The 16,985-nt window shown below is 37.7% G+C and carries 19 protein-coding genes; all 19 read left to right on the top strand.

Annotation, left to right across the window (positions count from 1 at the left end; genetic code table 11):
- Positions 1 to 23 precede the first annotated feature (23 nt).
- Complete coding sequence (locus AB8S09_RS08500; RefSeq protein ID WP_369868957.1) at positions 24 to 1,115, top strand: pyridoxal phosphate-dependent aminotransferase; 1,092 nt, start codon at positions 24 to 26, stop codon at positions 1,113 to 1,115.
- A gap of 18 nt (positions 1,116 to 1,133) precedes the next feature.
- Positions 1,134 to 1,760, top strand: coding sequence for an NAD(P)-dependent oxidoreductase (locus tag AB8S09_RS08495; RefSeq protein ID WP_369868919.1), 627 nt, complete (start codon positions 1,134 to 1,136; stop codon positions 1,758 to 1,760).
- 37 nt (positions 1,761 to 1,797) lie between these two features.
- Complete coding sequence (gene hemC / locus AB8S09_RS08490; protein ID WP_294180922.1) at positions 1,798 to 2,670, top strand: hydroxymethylbilane synthase; 873 nt, start codon at positions 1,798 to 1,800, stop codon at positions 2,668 to 2,670.
- Positions 2,671 to 2,682: 12 nt separating this feature from the next.
- Positions 2,683 to 4,170 carry a uroporphyrinogen-III C-methyltransferase gene (gene cobA, locus AB8S09_RS08485; protein WP_369868918.1) on the top strand — a complete coding sequence of 496 codons (1,488 nt, stop codon included), beginning with the start codon at positions 2,683 to 2,685 and terminating at the stop codon, positions 4,168 to 4,170.
- 41 nt (positions 4,171 to 4,211) lie between these two features.
- Positions 4,212 to 5,186 carry a porphobilinogen synthase gene (hemB, locus tag AB8S09_RS08480; RefSeq protein ID WP_369868917.1) on the top strand — a complete coding sequence of 325 codons (975 nt, stop codon included), beginning with the start codon at positions 4,212 to 4,214 and terminating at the stop codon, positions 5,184 to 5,186.
- A gap of 16 nt (positions 5,187 to 5,202) precedes the next feature.
- Positions 5,203 to 6,549 carry a cobyrinic acid a,c-diamide synthase CobB gene (locus tag AB8S09_RS08475; protein WP_369868916.1) on the top strand — a complete coding sequence of 449 codons (1,347 nt, stop codon included), beginning with the start codon at positions 5,203 to 5,205 and terminating at the stop codon, positions 6,547 to 6,549.
- A complete protein-coding gene (gene cobT / locus AB8S09_RS08470) occupies positions 6,549 to 7,625 on the top strand; it encodes a nicotinate-nucleotide--dimethylbenzimidazole phosphoribosyltransferase (protein ID WP_294180915.1) in 1,077 nt (358 codons plus the stop codon). Before AB8S09_RS08475 ends, cobT begins: the two co-directional genes overlap by 1 nt.
- A 4-nt stretch (positions 7,626 to 7,629) precedes the next feature.
- On the top strand, positions 7,630 to 8,250 hold the full coding sequence (locus AB8S09_RS08465; protein ID WP_294180914.1) for a precorrin-8X methylmutase: 621 nt from the start codon (positions 7,630 to 7,632) through the stop codon (positions 8,248 to 8,250).
- A 19-nt stretch (positions 8,251 to 8,269) separates the two neighbouring features.
- On the top strand, positions 8,270 to 9,349 hold the full coding sequence (gene cbiD / locus AB8S09_RS08460; RefSeq protein WP_294180912.1) for a cobalt-precorrin-5B (C(1))-methyltransferase CbiD: 1,080 nt from the start codon (positions 8,270 to 8,272) through the stop codon (positions 9,347 to 9,349).
- Positions 9,350 to 9,369: 20 nt separating this feature from the next.
- Positions 9,370 to 9,993, top strand: coding sequence for a precorrin-6y C5,15-methyltransferase (decarboxylating) subunit CbiE (cbiE, locus tag AB8S09_RS08455; protein WP_294180910.1), 624 nt, complete (start codon positions 9,370 to 9,372; stop codon positions 9,991 to 9,993).
- Positions 9,990 to 10,553: a precorrin-6Y C5,15-methyltransferase (decarboxylating) subunit CbiT gene (gene cbiT, locus AB8S09_RS08450; RefSeq protein WP_294180908.1), complete on the top strand. Its 564-nt coding sequence runs from the start codon at positions 9,990 to 9,992 to the stop codon at positions 10,551 to 10,553. The genes cbiE and cbiT overlap by 4 nt, the downstream gene beginning before the upstream one ends.
- A 68-nt stretch (positions 10,554 to 10,621) precedes the next feature.
- Entirely contained in the window at positions 10,622 to 11,287 is a 666-nt protein-coding gene (locus AB8S09_RS08445) for a cobalt-factor II C(20)-methyltransferase (protein WP_294180967.1), read from the top strand.
- Positions 11,288 to 11,300: 13 nt separating this feature from the next.
- Positions 11,301 to 12,077 carry a precorrin-4 C(11)-methyltransferase gene (gene cobM, locus AB8S09_RS08440; protein ID WP_294180906.1) on the top strand — a complete coding sequence of 259 codons (777 nt, stop codon included), beginning with the start codon at positions 11,301 to 11,303 and terminating at the stop codon, positions 12,075 to 12,077.
- Positions 12,058 to 13,056, top strand: coding sequence for a cobalt-precorrin 5A hydrolase (gene cbiG / locus AB8S09_RS08435; RefSeq protein ID WP_294180904.1), 999 nt, complete (start codon positions 12,058 to 12,060; stop codon positions 13,054 to 13,056). Before cobM ends, cbiG begins: the two co-directional genes overlap by 20 nt.
- Before the next feature lie 4 nt (positions 13,057 to 13,060).
- A complete protein-coding gene (cobJ, locus tag AB8S09_RS08430) occupies positions 13,061 to 13,786 on the top strand; it encodes a precorrin-3B C(17)-methyltransferase (protein ID WP_369868956.1) in 726 nt (241 codons plus the stop codon).
- Between the two features lie 90 nt (positions 13,787 to 13,876).
- Entirely contained in the window at positions 13,877 to 14,689 is an 813-nt protein-coding gene (locus AB8S09_RS08425) for a sirohydrochlorin cobaltochelatase (protein ID WP_294180902.1), read from the top strand.
- Between the two features lie 32 nt (positions 14,690 to 14,721).
- Complete coding sequence (locus AB8S09_RS08420; RefSeq protein WP_294180900.1) at positions 14,722 to 15,498, top strand: cobalt-precorrin-6A reductase; 777 nt, start codon at positions 14,722 to 14,724, stop codon at positions 15,496 to 15,498.
- 31 nt (positions 15,499 to 15,529) lie between these two features.
- Positions 15,530 to 16,414, top strand: coding sequence for a GHMP family kinase ATP-binding protein (locus AB8S09_RS08415; protein ID WP_294180898.1), 885 nt, complete (start codon positions 15,530 to 15,532; stop codon positions 16,412 to 16,414).
- Positions 16,407 to 16,922 (top strand): cob(I)yrinic acid a,c-diamide adenosyltransferase, encoded by a 516-nt coding sequence (gene cobO, locus AB8S09_RS08410; protein WP_294180896.1) that lies wholly within the window; start codon positions 16,407 to 16,409, stop codon positions 16,920 to 16,922. The genes AB8S09_RS08415 and cobO overlap by 8 nt, the downstream gene beginning before the upstream one ends.
- Positions 16,923 to 16,985 lie beyond the last annotated feature (63 nt).

Here is a 16,985-nt window from a genome sequence, read left to right as displayed (position 1 = left end):
ATAAGAGTTGGGACGTGTGTATAATGGAGCATGGCGGAGATGTATATACAGAGGGTATTTTAAAGGGAAGAGAACTTCTGGATTTTAGCTCTAATATAAATCCTCTGGGAGTACCCTCCAGTTTCAAAAAAAATGTAGATGAAGCACTGAAAAATGTAGAAAGATATCCGGATGTTGAATATAGAAAAGTAAAATATATCATAAGGAAATATTTGGATTTTTCAGAGAACTATTTTGGAAATAACAAGTGCAATGGAGAATTGAGCCTGGATGACAGTGACATCGTACTTGGAAATGGGGCTTCTGAAATAATAGATCTGGTTATAAGCTGCTTTAATAGTGTCTGCATAGTAGTACCTTCTTTTATAGAGTATGAGAAAGATGCACTAAAATGGGGCTGTAGTGTAAGTTATTCCAGCTTGACTGATAACATGGATTATGATTATGAAGATATTAAACTGAAAATTAAAAATGCAGATGCTTTGATTTTGGGAAACCCCAATAATCCAAATGGAGGTATAATAGATAAGGACAAATTTTATGAGATTGTGAATTTTTGCAATAAAAATCATAAGACGATAATTATAGACGAGGCATTTGTTGAATTTACAGGTAAGATAGGCTGCAGCTTTTTAAGAGAGATGAAACAGTTCAGATGTATTTTTATTGTAAGGGCTCTTACAAAGTTTTTTGCACTGCCCGGAATAAGATTTGGCTACGGTGTTTGCAAAGATGTAAAATTAATGGATAAAATAAGGACCAAGCAAAATCCGTGGAATATAAATTGTTTTGCAGAGACAGCGGCTGAATATGTTCTTCAGGATGAATGCTATATGGATAATTCTTTGAAGTGGATTGAAATGGAAAGAAAATTTATGCTGGAGAGTTTAAAGGCAATTCCCGTTGTAGAAAAGACATATGATACTTACAGTAATTTTGTACTTTGCAAACTGGGAGATATGAGTTGTGAAAAGCTGTATAGAAAGTGTTTAAATGCAGGTATACTTATAAGGAAATGCAGCAATTTCAGAAAATTGGATGATAGGTTTATAAGGCTGGCCATAAAAGACAGAAGCAGAAATCAGAGATTGCTGAGTGTGCTGGGAAATATATAGCTTAGGGGGATATTGAGATTGAATGAAAGACCATTTGAGAATTATTCAAGTGCTTTTCTTGCACTTCTGCCGTCAAAGATAAAGGTAGTGGTAATAGGAGGAGGAAGGGCGGCTTATATAAAATCCAGGACGTTTGCATTAAAAGGATGCCGGGTGTGTGTCCTTTCACCGGAATTTATCGGAGAATTTGACGGCATAAAGGACAATATCGATATGATAAAGGGAAAGTATCAGAGAAAGTATATAGAGGATGCACATATTGTAGTAATTGCCACCGGCGATAAAAAGCTAAACGGGGTTATAGGAAGGCACTGCAGCCAACTGTGTAAAATTTATCTGGATGCCTCTGAACCTCAAAGAGGAAATTGTATTGTTCCCTGCCAGAGGAATACAGAAAATATTTCACTGGGAATCAATACTAGAAATGTAGGAATTTCCCCTATTACTTCGGTTTTTATTGCAGAGAAAGCAGTGGGGTACTTAAGAAACTATGATGATTTTGTAAAATTTACTTCTAAAATGAGGAATAGTATAGAGAATGAAGATATTAGGAAAAAAATTATGAGATTTGTCTGTACTGAGGATTTCTATTTTTTTTATAAAGAAGGAAAATCTTCTGAGATTATAAAAATGTTTTTTGGATAGAATGGCAAATTATTTTGCTGCAGGATGGTGATGTTATTTGAAGTTTAAGATTGCAACCCGAAAAAGTAAATTGGCACAGCTCCAGACTGAAATAGTTATGGACATACTGGAAAAAAACTTTGGCGTCGAATGTCAGAAAGTGCTTATAGAAACTACCGGGGATAAAAGGCTTGACGTGTCTTTAGACAAAATAGGCGGAAAGGGACTTTTCCTGAAGGAAATCGAACTTGCTCTTTTAAAAGATGAGGCCGATGCTGCGGTTCACAGCATGAAAGATGTACCTTTTGATGTTCCGGATGAATTTGAGATAGCAGCTGTATTGGAAAGAGAAGATGTAAGGGATGCATTTGTTTCTGTGGATAATGTTCATTTTGAAGAGCTGCCCCGCGGTTCAAGAATTGGTACAAGCAGTAACAGAAGAGCTGCCCAGATAAAAACATTAAGACCTGATTTAGAAGTGGTTTCTATAAGGGGAAATATACAGACCAGAATAAAAAAGATGAGGGAACGAAATTTACAGGGTATAGTTTTAGCTGCGGCGGGCATCAAAAGGCTAAAACTTGAAAATTTAATTACAGATTATTTTCCGGTAGGGAAATTGGTACCTGCTATTGGACAGGGGGCCCTGGGAATTGAAATAAGAAAAGAGAGCGGACACAGAGATCTTTTTATGAAATTAAATGACGAAAATACAAGAATTTGTGTGGAAGCTGAGAGAAGTTTTATGCGGAGATTAAATGGAGATTGCCGTTCCACTATAGGTGCCTATGCCGAAATAGATGGTGATCTTATAAATATCATGGGAATATTCATGGTAGGAGATAAATTGATTAAAAAAGATATAACAGGTGACAGGAAAAATTATATTCTTTTAGGTAAAAAACTTGCTGAAGATATAATTAATCCTTAGAGGAGGTTGCATATGGGTAAAGTTTATCTTATAGGAGTAGGTCCCGGCGATGAAGAGCTCATAACATTAAAAGCTGCAAGAAAACTCAGTGAATGTACTGCCGTGATGTATGACAGACTGGCAGGTACGGGAGCTTTAAAATATCTAAATGAGCACTGTAAAGTATATTACTGCGGGAAAGAACCGGGATGTCATTACAAGAGCCAGAATGAAATAAATAACATGCTTGTTAGACTGGCAAAAGAAGGTTATATAGTCGGAAGAATAAAGGGAGGGGATCCCTACATATTTGGAAGAGGCGGGGAAGAAGCTTTTGCCCTTTTGAAAGAGGGAATTGAATTTGAAGTTGTACCAGGGATTACATCACCTATTTCTGTGCTGAATTATGCAGGCATACCTGTTACACACAGAAAAATAGCCAGAAGTTTTCATGTATTTACAGGAAAAACTGCGGACAAATTGGATATAAATTGGAGTGCCGCAGCCAAGATAGGCGGTACCTTGATTTTTTTAATGGGTTTTGAAAATCTGAGCACAATATGTAATAATTTAATAGAAAATGGAATGAATAAAAATGCGCCCTGTGCGGTAGTTATGAGGGGAACTACTGCACGGCAGAAAAAAGTTGCAGGCAAGCTTGAAGACATATGTCAAAAAGTAAATGCAGCCTCGTTGAATTCTCCCTGTATTATAGTAATAGGCGAAGTGGTTGAGTTCAGTGACAAGTTGAATTGGTATGAGAAAAAGCCCCTTTTTGGTAAAAACATCTGTATTACCAGATCAAAAGCTCAGTCCAAAGGAATGCGGCAGAAACTGCTGGATTTGGGAGCGGAAGTTACTGAAATACATTCTATTAAAATAAAATATACTTCAGAGAATATTAAAAAATATATGCACAAGCTTCAGAATTACGACTATATTGTCTTTACGAGTGTAAATGGAGTGAATAGTTTCTTTGACAGGCTTTTGAGTGAAAATTATGATATCAGGAAAATAAAAGGAAAATTTACAGCTATAGGACCTGCCACAGAAAAAGCTATAAAACAGAGAGGGATTATACCGGAAATGGTAGCAGACAAATTTGTAGCTGAAAGTCTGCATGATAAAATGAAAAAATTTGTGAAAAAAGGAGATAAAATATTTATTCCCAGATCTAAAAATTCAAGACCCTATCTGGCAGAAGCCCTGCGCGGGGAGGGATGTATTGTAGATGAGTGTTATACTTATGAGACTGAAATGGGAGAACTGCCCGATAAAAAATGTTTTGACGGCGTGGATATAGTGATTTTTACCAGTCCCACTACAGTTAGAAATATGATACATCTTGTGGGAACCGAGGCTATAAAACAAAAAGAGGTGGTTTCCATAGGCCCTATAACAGGTAAAGAGTTGGAAAAACACGGCATATGTTATCATATGTCCCGGGAATATACTACAGAAGGCGTAATAGATACTATTGTCCATACAATGAACAGTTCAAAGTGTGCAGCCCGCGATTAAAAAATTAATTTTAATATAATGAGGAAAGGTAGTAATGAAGAATGTTTACAAGACACAGAAGACTTAGAAAAAATCAAGTTATAAGGGATATGGTAAGAGAGACAACTCTTAACAGGAAAGATTTTATCTATCCGGTATTTGTAGTAGAAGGGGAAAATGTTAAAGAGGAGATATCTTCTCTGGAAAACAACTATCACTATTCCATAGACAGACTCCACGACGTCGTAGATGAACTTAAGGATGCAGGAGTAAAGAGTGTAATTTTGTTTGGAATTCCAGGATATAAAGATGAAGTTGGGACTTCGGCTTTTGAGAAAAATGGAATAGTTCAAAGGGCCGTTAGAAAGCTTAAGGAATTGGACCCAGAACTTTTTGTAATTACCGATGTGTGTATGTGTGAATACACCAGCCATGGACACTGTGGGATAGTTCATGATCATGAAGTGGATAACGATGAAACTATTAAATACATTGCAAAAATAGCTTTGTCGCATGCTGAAGCAGGAGCTGACATGGTAGCACCTTCAGATATGATGGATGGAAGAGTCCAGGCTATCAGAAATACGCTAGATGAAAATAGCTTTAAAAATGTAGGTATAATGGCCTACAGTGCCAAATACTGTTCGGCATTTTATGGACCTTTTAGAGATGCTGCAGATTCAGCACCTAAGTTTGGAAATAGAAAGGGATACCAGATGGATCCCGGCAATGTAAGGGAGGCAATGCTTGAAATAGAAGACGATATAAAAGAAGGTGCGGACATAGTAATGGTAAAGCCGGCTATGGCTTATCTGGATGTGGTTAGAGCAGCCAGAGACAGGTTCGATGTACCTATAGCAACGTACAATGTAAGCGGAGAATTTGCTATGGTGAAGTCGGCGGCTAAAGCAGGTCTTATAGATGAGAAGGCCATAGTGAAAGAGATGCTCACATGTATGAAGAGGGCCGGGGCAGGTTTGATAATTACCTATTATGCCATAGACATATGCAGGTGGATAAAAGAAGAGGGAAACTAGAAAGGTAGAGGTTGCTTTGAAAAGTATTATTATATCTTCAGATAGCAGTGGAGGTGGGAAAACTACAATAACCCTGGGTATTATGAAGGCTCTTATAAAGAGCGGATACAGTGTCCAGGGGTATAAAGTAGGTCCCGATTATATAGATCCTGCGTTTCATAAAAGTATAACTGGTGTGGATTCCAGAAATCTTGACATTTATCTTATGGGTGAAGATGGAGTAAAGGCATCTTTTGGCAGAGGCAGCGGAGATCTGGGTATAGTTGAGGGAGTTATGGGACTTTATGACGGCAAGGGGATAGACAGCAGATATTCAACAGCACACGTGGCCGAAATCTTGAATCTTCCGGTAGTTTTGATCATAAGCCCTAAGCCTCAAAGCACTACACTATGTGCTGAAATAAATGGGATAGTTGATTTTGAAAACGTAGACGTGTGCGGGGTTATTTTTAATAATATAAGTGAAGGCTATTATAGGCTTTTGAAGGCTGCGGTAGAAAAAAATTGCAATTTAAAGGTATTTGGATATATACCGAAAGATGAGAGACTTTCATTGGAAAGCAGGCATTTGGGGCTGATTCAAAGCAGGGAAGTTGAAGATTTAAATGAAAAGATAGAATTGTGCAGTGAACTTGTTTTGAAAAATATAGATATGAATATGCTGTTGAAGTTTTTTAAGGAAAGTCCTGATTTTGAAGATGAATACCACCTTGAGGACAGGGGAATAAAGACGGCAGTGGCCTGTGACAAAGCTTTTAGTTTTTACTATAGGGAAAATATAGAGCTTCTTGAGGAATGCGGGGAAGTTGTATTCTTCAGTCCTCTAAAAGATAAATGTCTGCCTGAAGATATAAATTTTTTGTATATTGGGGGTGGTTACCCGGAAGTCTTTATAAAAGAACTGAGCCGCAATAAATCCATGTTAAACAGCATAAATAAAAGTTTGAGCTCAGGACTCAATTGTTATGCCGAATGCGGAGGGCTCATGTACTTGATGGAAGGTATCCAGGGAATGGACAGCGGACGTATTTTCAATACAGTGGGATTTTTTAATGGGAAAGCCTATATGACTTCAAAACTCCAGAACTTCGGATATGCTCAAATTGAGGTAACTGAGAAGAACAATATTTTGCCTCTGGGGTTGAAAATAAATTGCCATGAGTTTCATAAATCCCATATTGAATCAGATGAAAAGAAAATCTATACAGTTACCAAGGATACATATAATGGCATGGTAAAACGGTGGAACTGCGGATATATAAATAAGAACACGTTGGGAGCTTACGCCCATGTTCACTTCTTTGGAAATTTAAATATGATTAAAGAAATTACTGGGAAAATTAGAAGAGAGGAAGTATATTGATGGAGTTATTGAAACAGACCTTAAAGGCTATAGAAGGTAAAAATGAGGAAGCTGTAAAAAGGGCCTGGAAATCTATAGATAATCTTTCAAAACCTATAGGAAGTCTTGGAGAGCTTGAAAATATAATAGCCAAGATGGCCGGGATAACGGGGAAAACGCATAACAAAATTCACAAGAAAAATATAGTTATAATGTGCTCGGACAATGGAATCTGGAATAAGAGCTTGAGCAGCTGTCCTAAAGATCTTACGGTGACTGTTACTAAAAATTTTGTAAGAGGCATAACAGGTGTATGCGTGCTTGGAGATTTTTTTAAGGCGGATAGAACTGTAGTTGATGTTGGTGTGGATTATGATTTTAAGGATCCCGGAATCATAGACAAAAAGGTAGCTTATGGAACTAAAGATATGACTAGAGAACCGGCTATGACAAAGGAAGAATGTGTGAAGGCCATTGAAGCTGGAATTGAGATAGTGGATGGACTTGTTAAAAAAGGATATGATATGTTTGGTACGGGCGAAATGGGAGTATGCAATACAGCTACCAGCTCTGCAGTTTTAAGTGTACTTAAAAATCTGCCCGTAGATATGACTGTTGGAAAGGGTTCAGGAATTACGGACAGCCAGTTTGATGCCAAGAAAGAAGCAGTACGGCGTGCTATTGCTGTAAATGAACCGGACTCCAATGATCCAATCGATACTTTGTCAAAAGTTGGAGGATTTGATATAGCAGGGATATGCGGCTGCTTTCTAGGAGCTGCCAAAAACAGAATGCCCATTGTGATCGATGGCTTTATATCTGCAGTGGCTGCCCTCTGTGCTTTCAGGTTGAACAGGAAGGTAGTGGATTATATTTTTGCTTCTCATCTTTCGGCAGAACCTGCTATTAAATATGTAATGAAAGAATTGGGCCTGAATCCCATGCTCAATTTGGGAATGAGGCTTGGAGAGGGCTCGGGATGTCCCATGGCATTTGAAATAATAGAAGCAGCTCTTTACGTGATGGACAATATGGGAAGCTTTGATGAGGCCAATATAGACGGTACGGTTCTTGTAGATATCAGAAAGGGTAAATGATGTTATGGATTATATAAAATCACCTATGTATATAGAAAAAAGAAGTTTTGAAATAATAGAGAGGGAAATTGGGAAACATAGTTTTTCAGATAGGGAACTTTCTGTAGTGAAAAGAGTGATACATACTACAGGGGATCCACAGTATAAGGACATAATATACATAAGACAGGGGGCTATAGATGCTGCACTTCAGCTTTTGGGAAATGGAGTAACTATTTACACAGATACGAATATGGCAGCAGCCGGTATAAACAAAAAGGCACTGAAAAAGCTTGATTGCAGGGTTGAATGTTTTGTAAACAGGGCTGAAATAGCACGTATGGCTAAGGGCAGCGGAATAACTCGTTCCATGGCAGCAGTGGAAAAAGCTGCTGAAGAGGGGGTAAGATTTTTTGTGTTTGGAAATGCTCCTACTGCTCTTTTTAGATTGAAGGAACTTACGATTGAAAAGAAGGCAGATCCTGAATTTATAGTTGGAGCCCCGGTGGGTTTTGTGGGGGCCGAAGAATCCAAGAGGGAAATAGAAAAACTTGATATTCCCATGATAACTATAAGAGGGAGAAAAGGTGGAAGCAATATAGCAGCGGCAATAGTCAATTCACTTATGTATATGATAACCAGATAATGCTTTGAGGTGATAAAACGTGCTGGATATGTATGTAAATCATGATGGGAAAAAATTAAGATGCGGATATACCACGGGTTCCTGTGCAGCTGCAGCTGCAAAAGCGGCGGTAACAATGCTGTATTTCGGCAGTGAACCCAAGGAAGTTAAAATAGATACTCCCAAGGGGATTGAACTTTTAATACCTGTTCACAGCAGGATCATGGAAAAGGATTGTGTAAAATGCTGTGTCTTGAAAGACGGTGGAGATGACATCGACGCAACGGACGGCATAGAAATATGGGCGATGGCCAGGAAAATTCCCGATGGATATGTTCTAAAGGGCGGCAGGGGAGTTGGCGTAGTTCAAGGGGATGGCCTCTATGTAAAAAAAGGAGAATATGCCATAAATCCGGTCCCCAGAAAGATGATTAAAAAAGAAGTAGAGGAAGTGCTTCCCGGAAAATGCGGTGTTGAGATAACAATTTTTGTTCCAAAGGGAGAAGAAATAGCTAAGAAGACTTTTAACCCTAGGCTGAATATAGTTGGGGGAATATCCATACTTGGAACTACGGGAATTGTAATGCCCATGTCAGAAGAAGCCCTTATGCAGTCTGTTGAGCTGGAAATAAGCCAAAAATCTGCCCGGGGATATGATGACTTGATCCTTCTCTTTGGAAGTATGGGTAAAGACATGGCATCAAAATTGAAGCTGGATAGAAATAAGATGGTGATAATGTCCAATTATGTCGGGTTTGCCTTAAATTGCTGTATGGATAAGAAAATAAAAAAAGTGCTTGTAGTAGGACATATAGGAAAACTCAGCAAGGTTGCCTCCGGATGTTTTAACACTCACAGCAGGGTATCGGGTATGAGGCTTGAGACTCTGGCTCTTGAACTTGCCCTTATGGGTAAACCTGCAGAACTTGTAAGGAAGGTATACAGTCAGAAAACTACGGAAGGAGCTGTGGAGTTCCTTGGGAAGGGATATGAAAAACTGTATGAGAATATAGGCATAAAAATAAAGGATAAGATAGAGCAGTACACTTATGGTTCAATCAGTGCCGATGTGATAATGTATTCCATGAAGGCAGGAGTACTTTACAGCAGCATAAAATAACTCAGCAGTAGGTGAAAAATATGGATGGAAAAGTTTTTATAGTTGGAATAGGACCCGGAAATGAGAAATATATACTTCCAAAAGCAGTATCTGTAATGGAGCAATCCGATATAGTGGTTGGCTTTCAAAGAGCTGTAGACAGTTTGAAATTTATAAGCGGAGAAAAGATGGTAGTTAAAAAATTGAGCAGTATAATGGACGTTATAGATCTCAACGGGGACAAGAATATATCAATAGCTGCCTCGGGAGATCCACTCTATTACGGCATAACCGAGTATTTAAAAAAAAATTACCGGGGAAATATGGAGATTGTCCCGGGTATCAGTTCTTTTCAGTATATGATGGCAAAAATAAAGTTGAGCTGGCAGGGAGCTTTTTTAGGAAGCCTTCATGGAAGACAGGAAGATTTTTGTAACGTGGTAAGAGAAAATAAGATATCTATATGGTTTACGGATAATGTACATTCTCCGGACTATATGTGCAGAGCTTTGGAAAGTAAATCAATAGCGGCCAGAGTGTACGTGGGGGAAAATCTTTCCTATCAAAATGAGAGGATTACCGTGGGTGATGTAGAGGAAATGAAAAATAAAAAATTTGCCGGACTTTCCGTAGTTGTAATAGAAAAAAAGGGAGAGAGTTTATGATATATATAAAGGATAATGAATTCATAAGAGGGAATTGTCCGATGACAAAAGAGGAAATAAGGATACTAAGTATTTCCAAAATGGAGGTAGAAGAAAATTCAAGAGTGCTTGATATAGGTGCCGGTACCGGCTCAATAAGTATACAGCTGGCTAAGATATGCAGCAGGGGGAATGTCGTTTCGATTGAAAAAGATGAAGAAGCCCTGCGGCTTATTGAATTGAACAGGAAGAAATTCGATATACATAATTTAACTGTTGTAAAAGGTGAGGCCCTCAAAGCAGAAGGGAATATAGATTCCGGATTTGACGCCATATTTGTTGGAGGCAGCGGGGGAAATATAGAGGATATAATAAAAAGATACGGTTTAAAGTTGAAAAGCAAGTCAAATATGGTGCTGAATTTTATAACCCTGGATAATTTATATAAGGCATTGAATGTTCTCAGGAATATGAACTGTAAAGTGGAGTGCATACAGGTTTCTATAAATAAAACCCGGGATGACAGTTATATGATGACTGCAAACAACAGTATATTTGTAGTTAAGGCGGTTAAGCCGTAATCCCGGCTTGTTAGGTCAATTATGATTGAAAGGGGTTGTAAAATCAGATGGAAAAAAAGGATAAATTCATGGGAACTCTCTATGGAATAGGAGTTGGACCGGGAGATGAAGAACTGCTTACATTGAAAGCCGTGAAAGTTATAAGAAGCTGTGACGTGATAGTAGCCCCTTCTGCAAGGGAGGGGGAAAGCAGTATAGCGTTTGATACGGCTAGAAATTTTATAGACGGGAACAAGGAAGTTATAATAAAACATTTTCCGATGGGTGGTAAGGATCAGAGTAAAAAAATATTTGAAGCTTTTGAAACCATAGAATCAAAATTAAAGGAAGGCAAAAATGTGGCATTTTTGACCATAGGAGATCCATTTGTATACAGTACTTATATATACCTTTTAAATTATATGAAAGATAGGGGATACAATACAAAGACCGTACCAGGTATAACGTCTTTTTGCGCAGCTGCCAGCCTGGCAGCCGAAAATATTGTCATAGGTGACGAGAGAGTACTGATTTTACCTGCAGATCAGGTGGATAAAATAAAAGATGAAAAATTCGTGGTTATAATGAAAGTGTATAAGAATGAGGAAAAGGTCTTGGATGTACTGGAAGAGAAAGGCTTTGAGTATGTCTTTGTAAAAAGGGCCTATAGGCAGGGACAGCTGGTACTTAGAAACAGGGAAGACATACTTGAGAACAGGGATTATATGTCGCTTATAATAGCACATAGAAGATAGCGGAGGGATGAATATGGATAGTAAAGTATATTTTATAGGTGCAGGTCCGGGAGATGTGGATCTTATAACTGTAAAAGGGAGGAAGATATTGTCCAGTGCAGATGTGGTAATATATGCAGGTTCTCTTGTGAGCAGAGAGCACATGAACTACTGCAGGGAAGGTGTAAAAATCTATAATTCGGCTTCTATGACATTAAAAGAGGTTGTTGAAACCATGTATGAATATTACAAGCAGGGCAAGAGAGTAGTCAGACTGCATACAGGGGATCCTACCATATATGGGGCTATAAAGGAACAGATGGATGAGCTGGATAAACTTGATGTAGCCTATGAGGTGATACCGGGAGTCAGCTCTTTTACGGCAGCGGCGGCTGCTATAAAGAGTGAGTTTACTTTACCTGATGTAAGTCAGAGCGTAATACTTACAAGAATAGGAGGCAGAACACCGGTGCCTGAAAATGAAAGCCTGGAAAAACTTGCATCCATAGGATGTTCCATGGCATTGTTCCTGTCCGTAAGTATGATAGATAAAGTAGTTGAAAAATTGAAAAGGGGTTATGGCAGGAATGTGCCTGCAGCAGTTGTTCAAAGAGCTACCTGGAAAGACCAAAAATGCGTAGTGGGCACCCTGGATGACATCGCAGAAAAAGTGAAAAGTAAAAATATAACGAAAACGGCACAGATATTGGTTGGAGATTTTATTAACTGCAAATATGAAAAGAGCTTTTTATATAATGAAAATTTTACACACATGTACAGAAAGGCAAAAAATGAAAATAGGAGTGATTAGTGTTACAAATGCCGGTGATAAAATAGCGGAAAAGCTGGCAGAATCTGTATCTTTAGATCTTTATTCCAAAAACAATTGTAATTTCAATTTAAAGAGTATAACTGAAATGATTGTGTCAAAATACAGTGGAGTTGTGTTTGTAGCTTCCACAGGTATAGCCGTAAGGGCAATAGCTCCTTTTATAAAATCCAAGGATGTAGATCCGGCGGTGGTTGTAATAGACAGTTCAGGTAGATTTGTCATAAGCCTTTTGAGCGGTCACCTTGGGGGGGCAAATGAACTTGCGGTGAAATTGGCGGGAATTTTAAAAGCAACACCGGTGATAACCACGGCTACAGACAATATGGGTATAGAAGCACCGGATGTTTTGGCCAAAAACAATGGTCTTGTTATAGACAGTTTAAAAGATGCGAAATATATAGCATCACTTTTAGTGGAGGGTAAAAAAGTAGGATTTATAGATGAGGATAATTTAATGGATATTCCGGCCGGGTACAGTTCTTCCTCAAAAAATGTCGGGGGAGTGGTATATGTAACCTGTAGGAATAAATTGGATATAAATGGAATAAGGGCTTTGAAACTTATAAGAAGGGATATTGTACTTGGAATTGGCTGCAGAAAAAACTTCAGCCCTTCGGATATGGTAGATAAAATTGCGAAGCTGTTAAAAAATTATAATATAGACAGAAGATCTGTAAAATGTATAGCCACTGCAGAAATTAAATCAAAGGAAAGAGCTATAATTGAACTTGCGAAATATCTCGAATGTAATGTAAAAATATTTTCCATGAAAGAAATAGAAGGCGTACAACACAATTATGAGGGCAGTGATTTTGTAGAGAAATCCGTGGGTGTGAGAGCTGTTTGTCAGCCTTGTGTAGAGCTTACGGGGGCGGTACTTATTACAGGTAAAATAAAATCGGACGGGATGACTTTGTGTATTGGAAAATTTAAAGATGACAAGAGAAGGATGTGTTAGAGAAGTGGGTAAGCTTTATGTAGTTGGAATTGGCCCGGGAAGCATTGAAAATATGACCGTAAGAGCTGTAAATGTAATAAAAAGCAGTCAAATAATTATAGGGTACAGCAAGTATATAGATATAATCAGGAATTTGGTTAAAGACAAGAAAGTTTTTTCTACAGGTATGGGAGGTGAAATGGAAAGGTGTAAACGGGCACTTAAACTTTCCAGGGACAACATAGTTTCCATAGTCAGTACAGGAGACTCCGGAATATATGGAATGGCAGGCCTTATTTTGGAATTGAGAGAAGACGAGCAGGTTGAAATTGTTCCCGGTATAACAGCTTCTTCTGCTGCAGGTTCTGTGGTAGGAGCACCTCTTATGCACGATAATTGCAATATAAGTTTGAGTGATATTATGACACCCTATGAACTCATAAAAAAAAGAGTTGAACTTGCAGCTTCGGGGGATTTTGTAATATCTTTTTATAACCCTAAAAGTCATGGAAGACCCCGCTATTTGAAAGAGTGTATGGATATTGTCAGAAAATATAGGAAGGGCTCTACACCGGTGGCTGTAGTCAAAAATGCACTCCGTGAGGGACAGAATTTTAAAATCTGTACCATCGATTCCTTTGAGGATGATGCAGTGGATATGATGTCCATAGTAATAGTGGGAAACAGCAACAGCTATTTGAAGGATGGCATTTTTATTACTCCAAGGGGTTATGAATTAAAGGATTGTTAAGCGATATCGACAATTTACAATTTACAGTTGACGATTGACAACTGTGCATTGTCCATTGTAAATTGCCAATTGCTAAAAGGGGTGTGTGAATTGAGCGTTTTAAAGTCAGGCATTTTGGTGGTCAGTTTTGGGACCAGTGTATTGAGGGCATTTAAAAGCTGTATTGAGAGTACAGAGCAGAAAATCAGCAATAGATTTAAAGATTATGAAGTGAGGAGGGCTTTTACTTCAGGAATGATAATTAAAAAATTGAAGAGAGAAGAGGGAATTCATGTAGATACAGTACCGGAAGCATTGATTAGGATGAAGAATGAGGGACTTTTAGAAGTATATGTGCAGCCGCTTCATATAATGCCGGGAGAGGAATATGACAAAATAGTACTTGACGTGAAAAAGTATGCAGATTTTTTTGACAGATTAGTAGTAGGGAGACCTGTATTGTATAGAAAAGATGATTATATAGCAGCAGCTAAAGCCCTTAAAAATCAAATTCCACTGCTTGACAGAGATGAGGCTGTGGTACTTATGGGTCATGGTTCATCTCATCCGGGCAATGCTTCTTATGCCATGTTCCAGTATGTATTGGAAGATATGGGAATGAAAAACGTATTTATAGGTACAGTAGAGGGGTATCCTGTAATTGAAAATATAATACCAAGGTTGAAAGAAAATAAAATAGATAGGGTAATTCTTATGCCGTTTATGTTGGTGGCAGGGAATCATGCGTTGAACGATATGGCTGGAAATGGAAATAATTCCTGGGAAAAGATACTTAAAGAAGAGGGATTTCAAGTTACTACATATATACATGGACTAGGTGAAAACAAAGCTTATCAGGAAATATATTTAAAGCATATTGAGGACTGTATAGATGGGAACCCTCTTATGGGTAAGAAAAATTAGAATCCAGGCTGTTTATTGAGGAGAATTTTAATATGATAGGATTAATTCTTGGAACTAACGAAGGGAAAAAAATACTTTCACTTTTAAATGAATTTACAGAGGATATATTTGTATCTACCGCAACGGAATATGGAGCTTTTCTTTTAAAAAATTATAAATATAACTGTATAAACAGCAAACCTCTTGATTTTGAGAACCTTATGGAAAAGTTGAAAGAAAAAAATATAACATTATTGGTGGATGCATCGCACCCTTATGCGGTGGAAATCAGCAAAAATGCAATTGAAGCCTGTAATAGGCTGAATATAGATTATATAAGATATGAGAGACCATCTTGTGTAGAAGAATTTAAAAATGAAATTAAAGTTGTGAAAGTGAAAGACTATGGGGAACTTAAATTGAAACTTGAGAATATAGATGGCACTATATTAAATACTACAGGCAGCAGAAATTTGGACGAAATATTGTCGTTGGGCTTGAAAAACAGGATAATATACAGGGTGCTGCCCACCGTAAAAGTTTTAAGTGAGTTTCATGACAGACATATACCCGTAGATGATATAATTGCACTTAAAGGGCCTGTTGGATATGAATTGAATTGTGCCTTTATAAGGGAATACAGAGCTCGAGCCATGCTTCTCAAAGACAGCGGAAGAGAAGGCGGCACGTTTGAAAAAATAAGAGCTTGTTTGGATTGCGGAATATATGCTTTTGTAATGGAAAGAAAAAAAATAAATTATCACCATCGTGTTTTTCACAATGTAGGTGATCTGGTGGAATATATAAAATCGTGTACGATGAAAAATTAATATCAAAGTTCGGATATGAAGGGTGTATCTTATGGAGGTTAAGGCAATTTATCCTGGAAGTTTTGGTGAAATACTTCAGGGAAAGGTAAAGGGCAGGGATATTTTATTGTCCTGTCCTGTGAATATTTATACTAAAGTCAAGCTTACGGAATGTGATAATCCTGTAAAAAAGATCAATTTGAAAAAGTCTTCGAATTTTCTATTAAACATCTTGAAATGCTGGGGATATGAAAGATATTATAAAAATATAAATATGGAGATAAGTTCTCAGATTCCCAGGGGAAAGGGACTTGCCAGCAGTACTGCAGATTTGTGCGCAGTGTATTATTCCCTTATAGAGATGTTTCACAGAAAATTCAGTGAACGGGAACTTATAAGAAATTGTGTAAAGGTGGAACCTACAGACAGCATAATATTTAGGAAAATGACTTTGTTTGATTACAAGCATGGAAAATACAAATATATTCTGGGGGATTATTTGCCCTATAATATACTTGCTTTTGAAGGTCAGAGAACCATTGATACTGTAGAATTCAACAATAAGAAATTACCAGATTTAAGTGATGTGGATGATCTGGTACCTATACTTAAAGAAGCGGTATTGGAAAAAAATTTGGGAAAATTGGCCTGTGTATCTACCGAAAGCATAGTGAGAAATCAAAAAAGGCTGTATTATGATTTCCTAGACAGGATAATGGATATAAAAAGTAGAACTTCAGGGCTTGGAGTAATTGGAGCCCACAGCGGGAATGCACTGGGTATAATATATGGCGATGAGGAAAAAATTGATTTTGGAGAGAAGTTTTCAAAAAATCTCAAACTGAAAAATATTAAAATATATAAGGTGAAGGCATTGGAAAATTTTGATTTTATAAAAAATGCTTGTGAAAGGGGAGCTGATGTTTATAATGGATAAAGGATATATTCAGGTTTATACTGGAAATGGAAAGGGAAAAACTACAGCAGCATTGGGATTATCGCTCAGAGCGGTATGTGCGGGCAAGAAGGTGTTTTTTGGACAGTTTGTGAAGGGGATGGATTACAGTGAATTAAAAGCTGGAAAGTATTTGCCTAATTTTACATTGGAGCAGTTTGGACGGGATGTCTTTATATTTGACACACCAAGCCAAAAGGATATCAAAGTGGCCAAGGAAGGTCTGGAAGAAGTTAAGAAAGTGCTCAGTTCTGAGGCGTATGATATAGTGGTATTGGACGAAATAAATATAGCTGTATATTACAAGCTCTTCACCGCAGACGAAGTATTGGGACTTTTGGATATGAAGCCTGAAAAAACAGAAGTTATACTGACAGGAAGGTATGCGGATCCCAAAATAATAGAGAGGGCGGATCTGGTTACTGAAATGAAAGAGATAAAGCACTATTATACTGAAGGTGTAAAAGCTAGAAAGGGAATAGAAAATTAATCTGTATACTGTTAAATTTTAGCCTGATGGATTTTAAAATTCATCAGGTTTTTAATTTTGGTG

Source organism: Clostridium lapidicellarium, from assembly GCF_041224415.1.
Lineage (GTDB): Bacteria > Bacillota > Clostridia > Clostridiales > Clostridiaceae > Clostridium_B > Clostridium_B lapidicellarium.
This window is presented reverse-complemented; position numbering and strand designations above follow the sequence as displayed.

Bases quoted from the DNA above. Each gene is read 5' to 3' on its own strand.
- AB8S09_RS08500 (WP_369868957.1), top strand. From the start codon at position 24: ATGGAGCATGGCGGAGATGTATATACAGAGGGTATTTTAAAGGGAAGA.
- cobA (WP_369868918.1), top strand. From the start codon at position 2,683: ATGGGTAAAGTTTATCTTATAGGAGTAGGTCCCGGCGATGAAGAGCTC.
- hemB (WP_369868917.1), top strand. From the start codon at position 4,212: ATGTTTACAAGACACAGAAGACTTAGAAAAAATCAAGTTATAAGGGAT.
- cobT (WP_294180915.1), top strand. From the start codon at position 6,549: ATGGAGTTATTGAAACAGACCTTAAAGGCTATAGAAGGTAAAAATGAG.
- AB8S09_RS08465 (WP_294180914.1), top strand. From the start codon at position 7,630: ATGGATTATATAAAATCACCTATGTATATAGAAAAAAGAAGTTTTGAA.
- cbiE (WP_294180910.1), top strand. From the start codon at position 9,370: ATGGATGGAAAAGTTTTTATAGTTGGAATAGGACCCGGAAATGAGAAA.
- cbiT (WP_294180908.1), top strand. From the start codon at position 9,990: ATGATATATATAAAGGATAATGAATTCATAAGAGGGAATTGTCCGATG.
- AB8S09_RS08445 (WP_294180967.1), top strand. From the start codon at position 10,622: ATGGGAACTCTCTATGGAATAGGAGTTGGACCGGGAGATGAAGAACTG.
- cobM (WP_294180906.1), top strand. From the start codon at position 11,301: ATGGATAGTAAAGTATATTTTATAGGTGCAGGTCCGGGAGATGTGGAT.
- cbiG (WP_294180904.1), top strand. From the start codon at position 12,058: ATGAAAATAGGAGTGATTAGTGTTACAAATGCCGGTGATAAAATAGCG.
- AB8S09_RS08420 (WP_294180900.1), top strand. From the start codon at position 14,722: ATGATAGGATTAATTCTTGGAACTAACGAAGGGAAAAAAATACTTTCA.
- AB8S09_RS08415 (WP_294180898.1), top strand. From the start codon at position 15,530: ATGGAGGTTAAGGCAATTTATCCTGGAAGTTTTGGTGAAATACTTCAG.
- cobO (WP_294180896.1), top strand. From the start codon at position 16,407: ATGGATAAAGGATATATTCAGGTTTATACTGGAAATGGAAAGGGAAAA.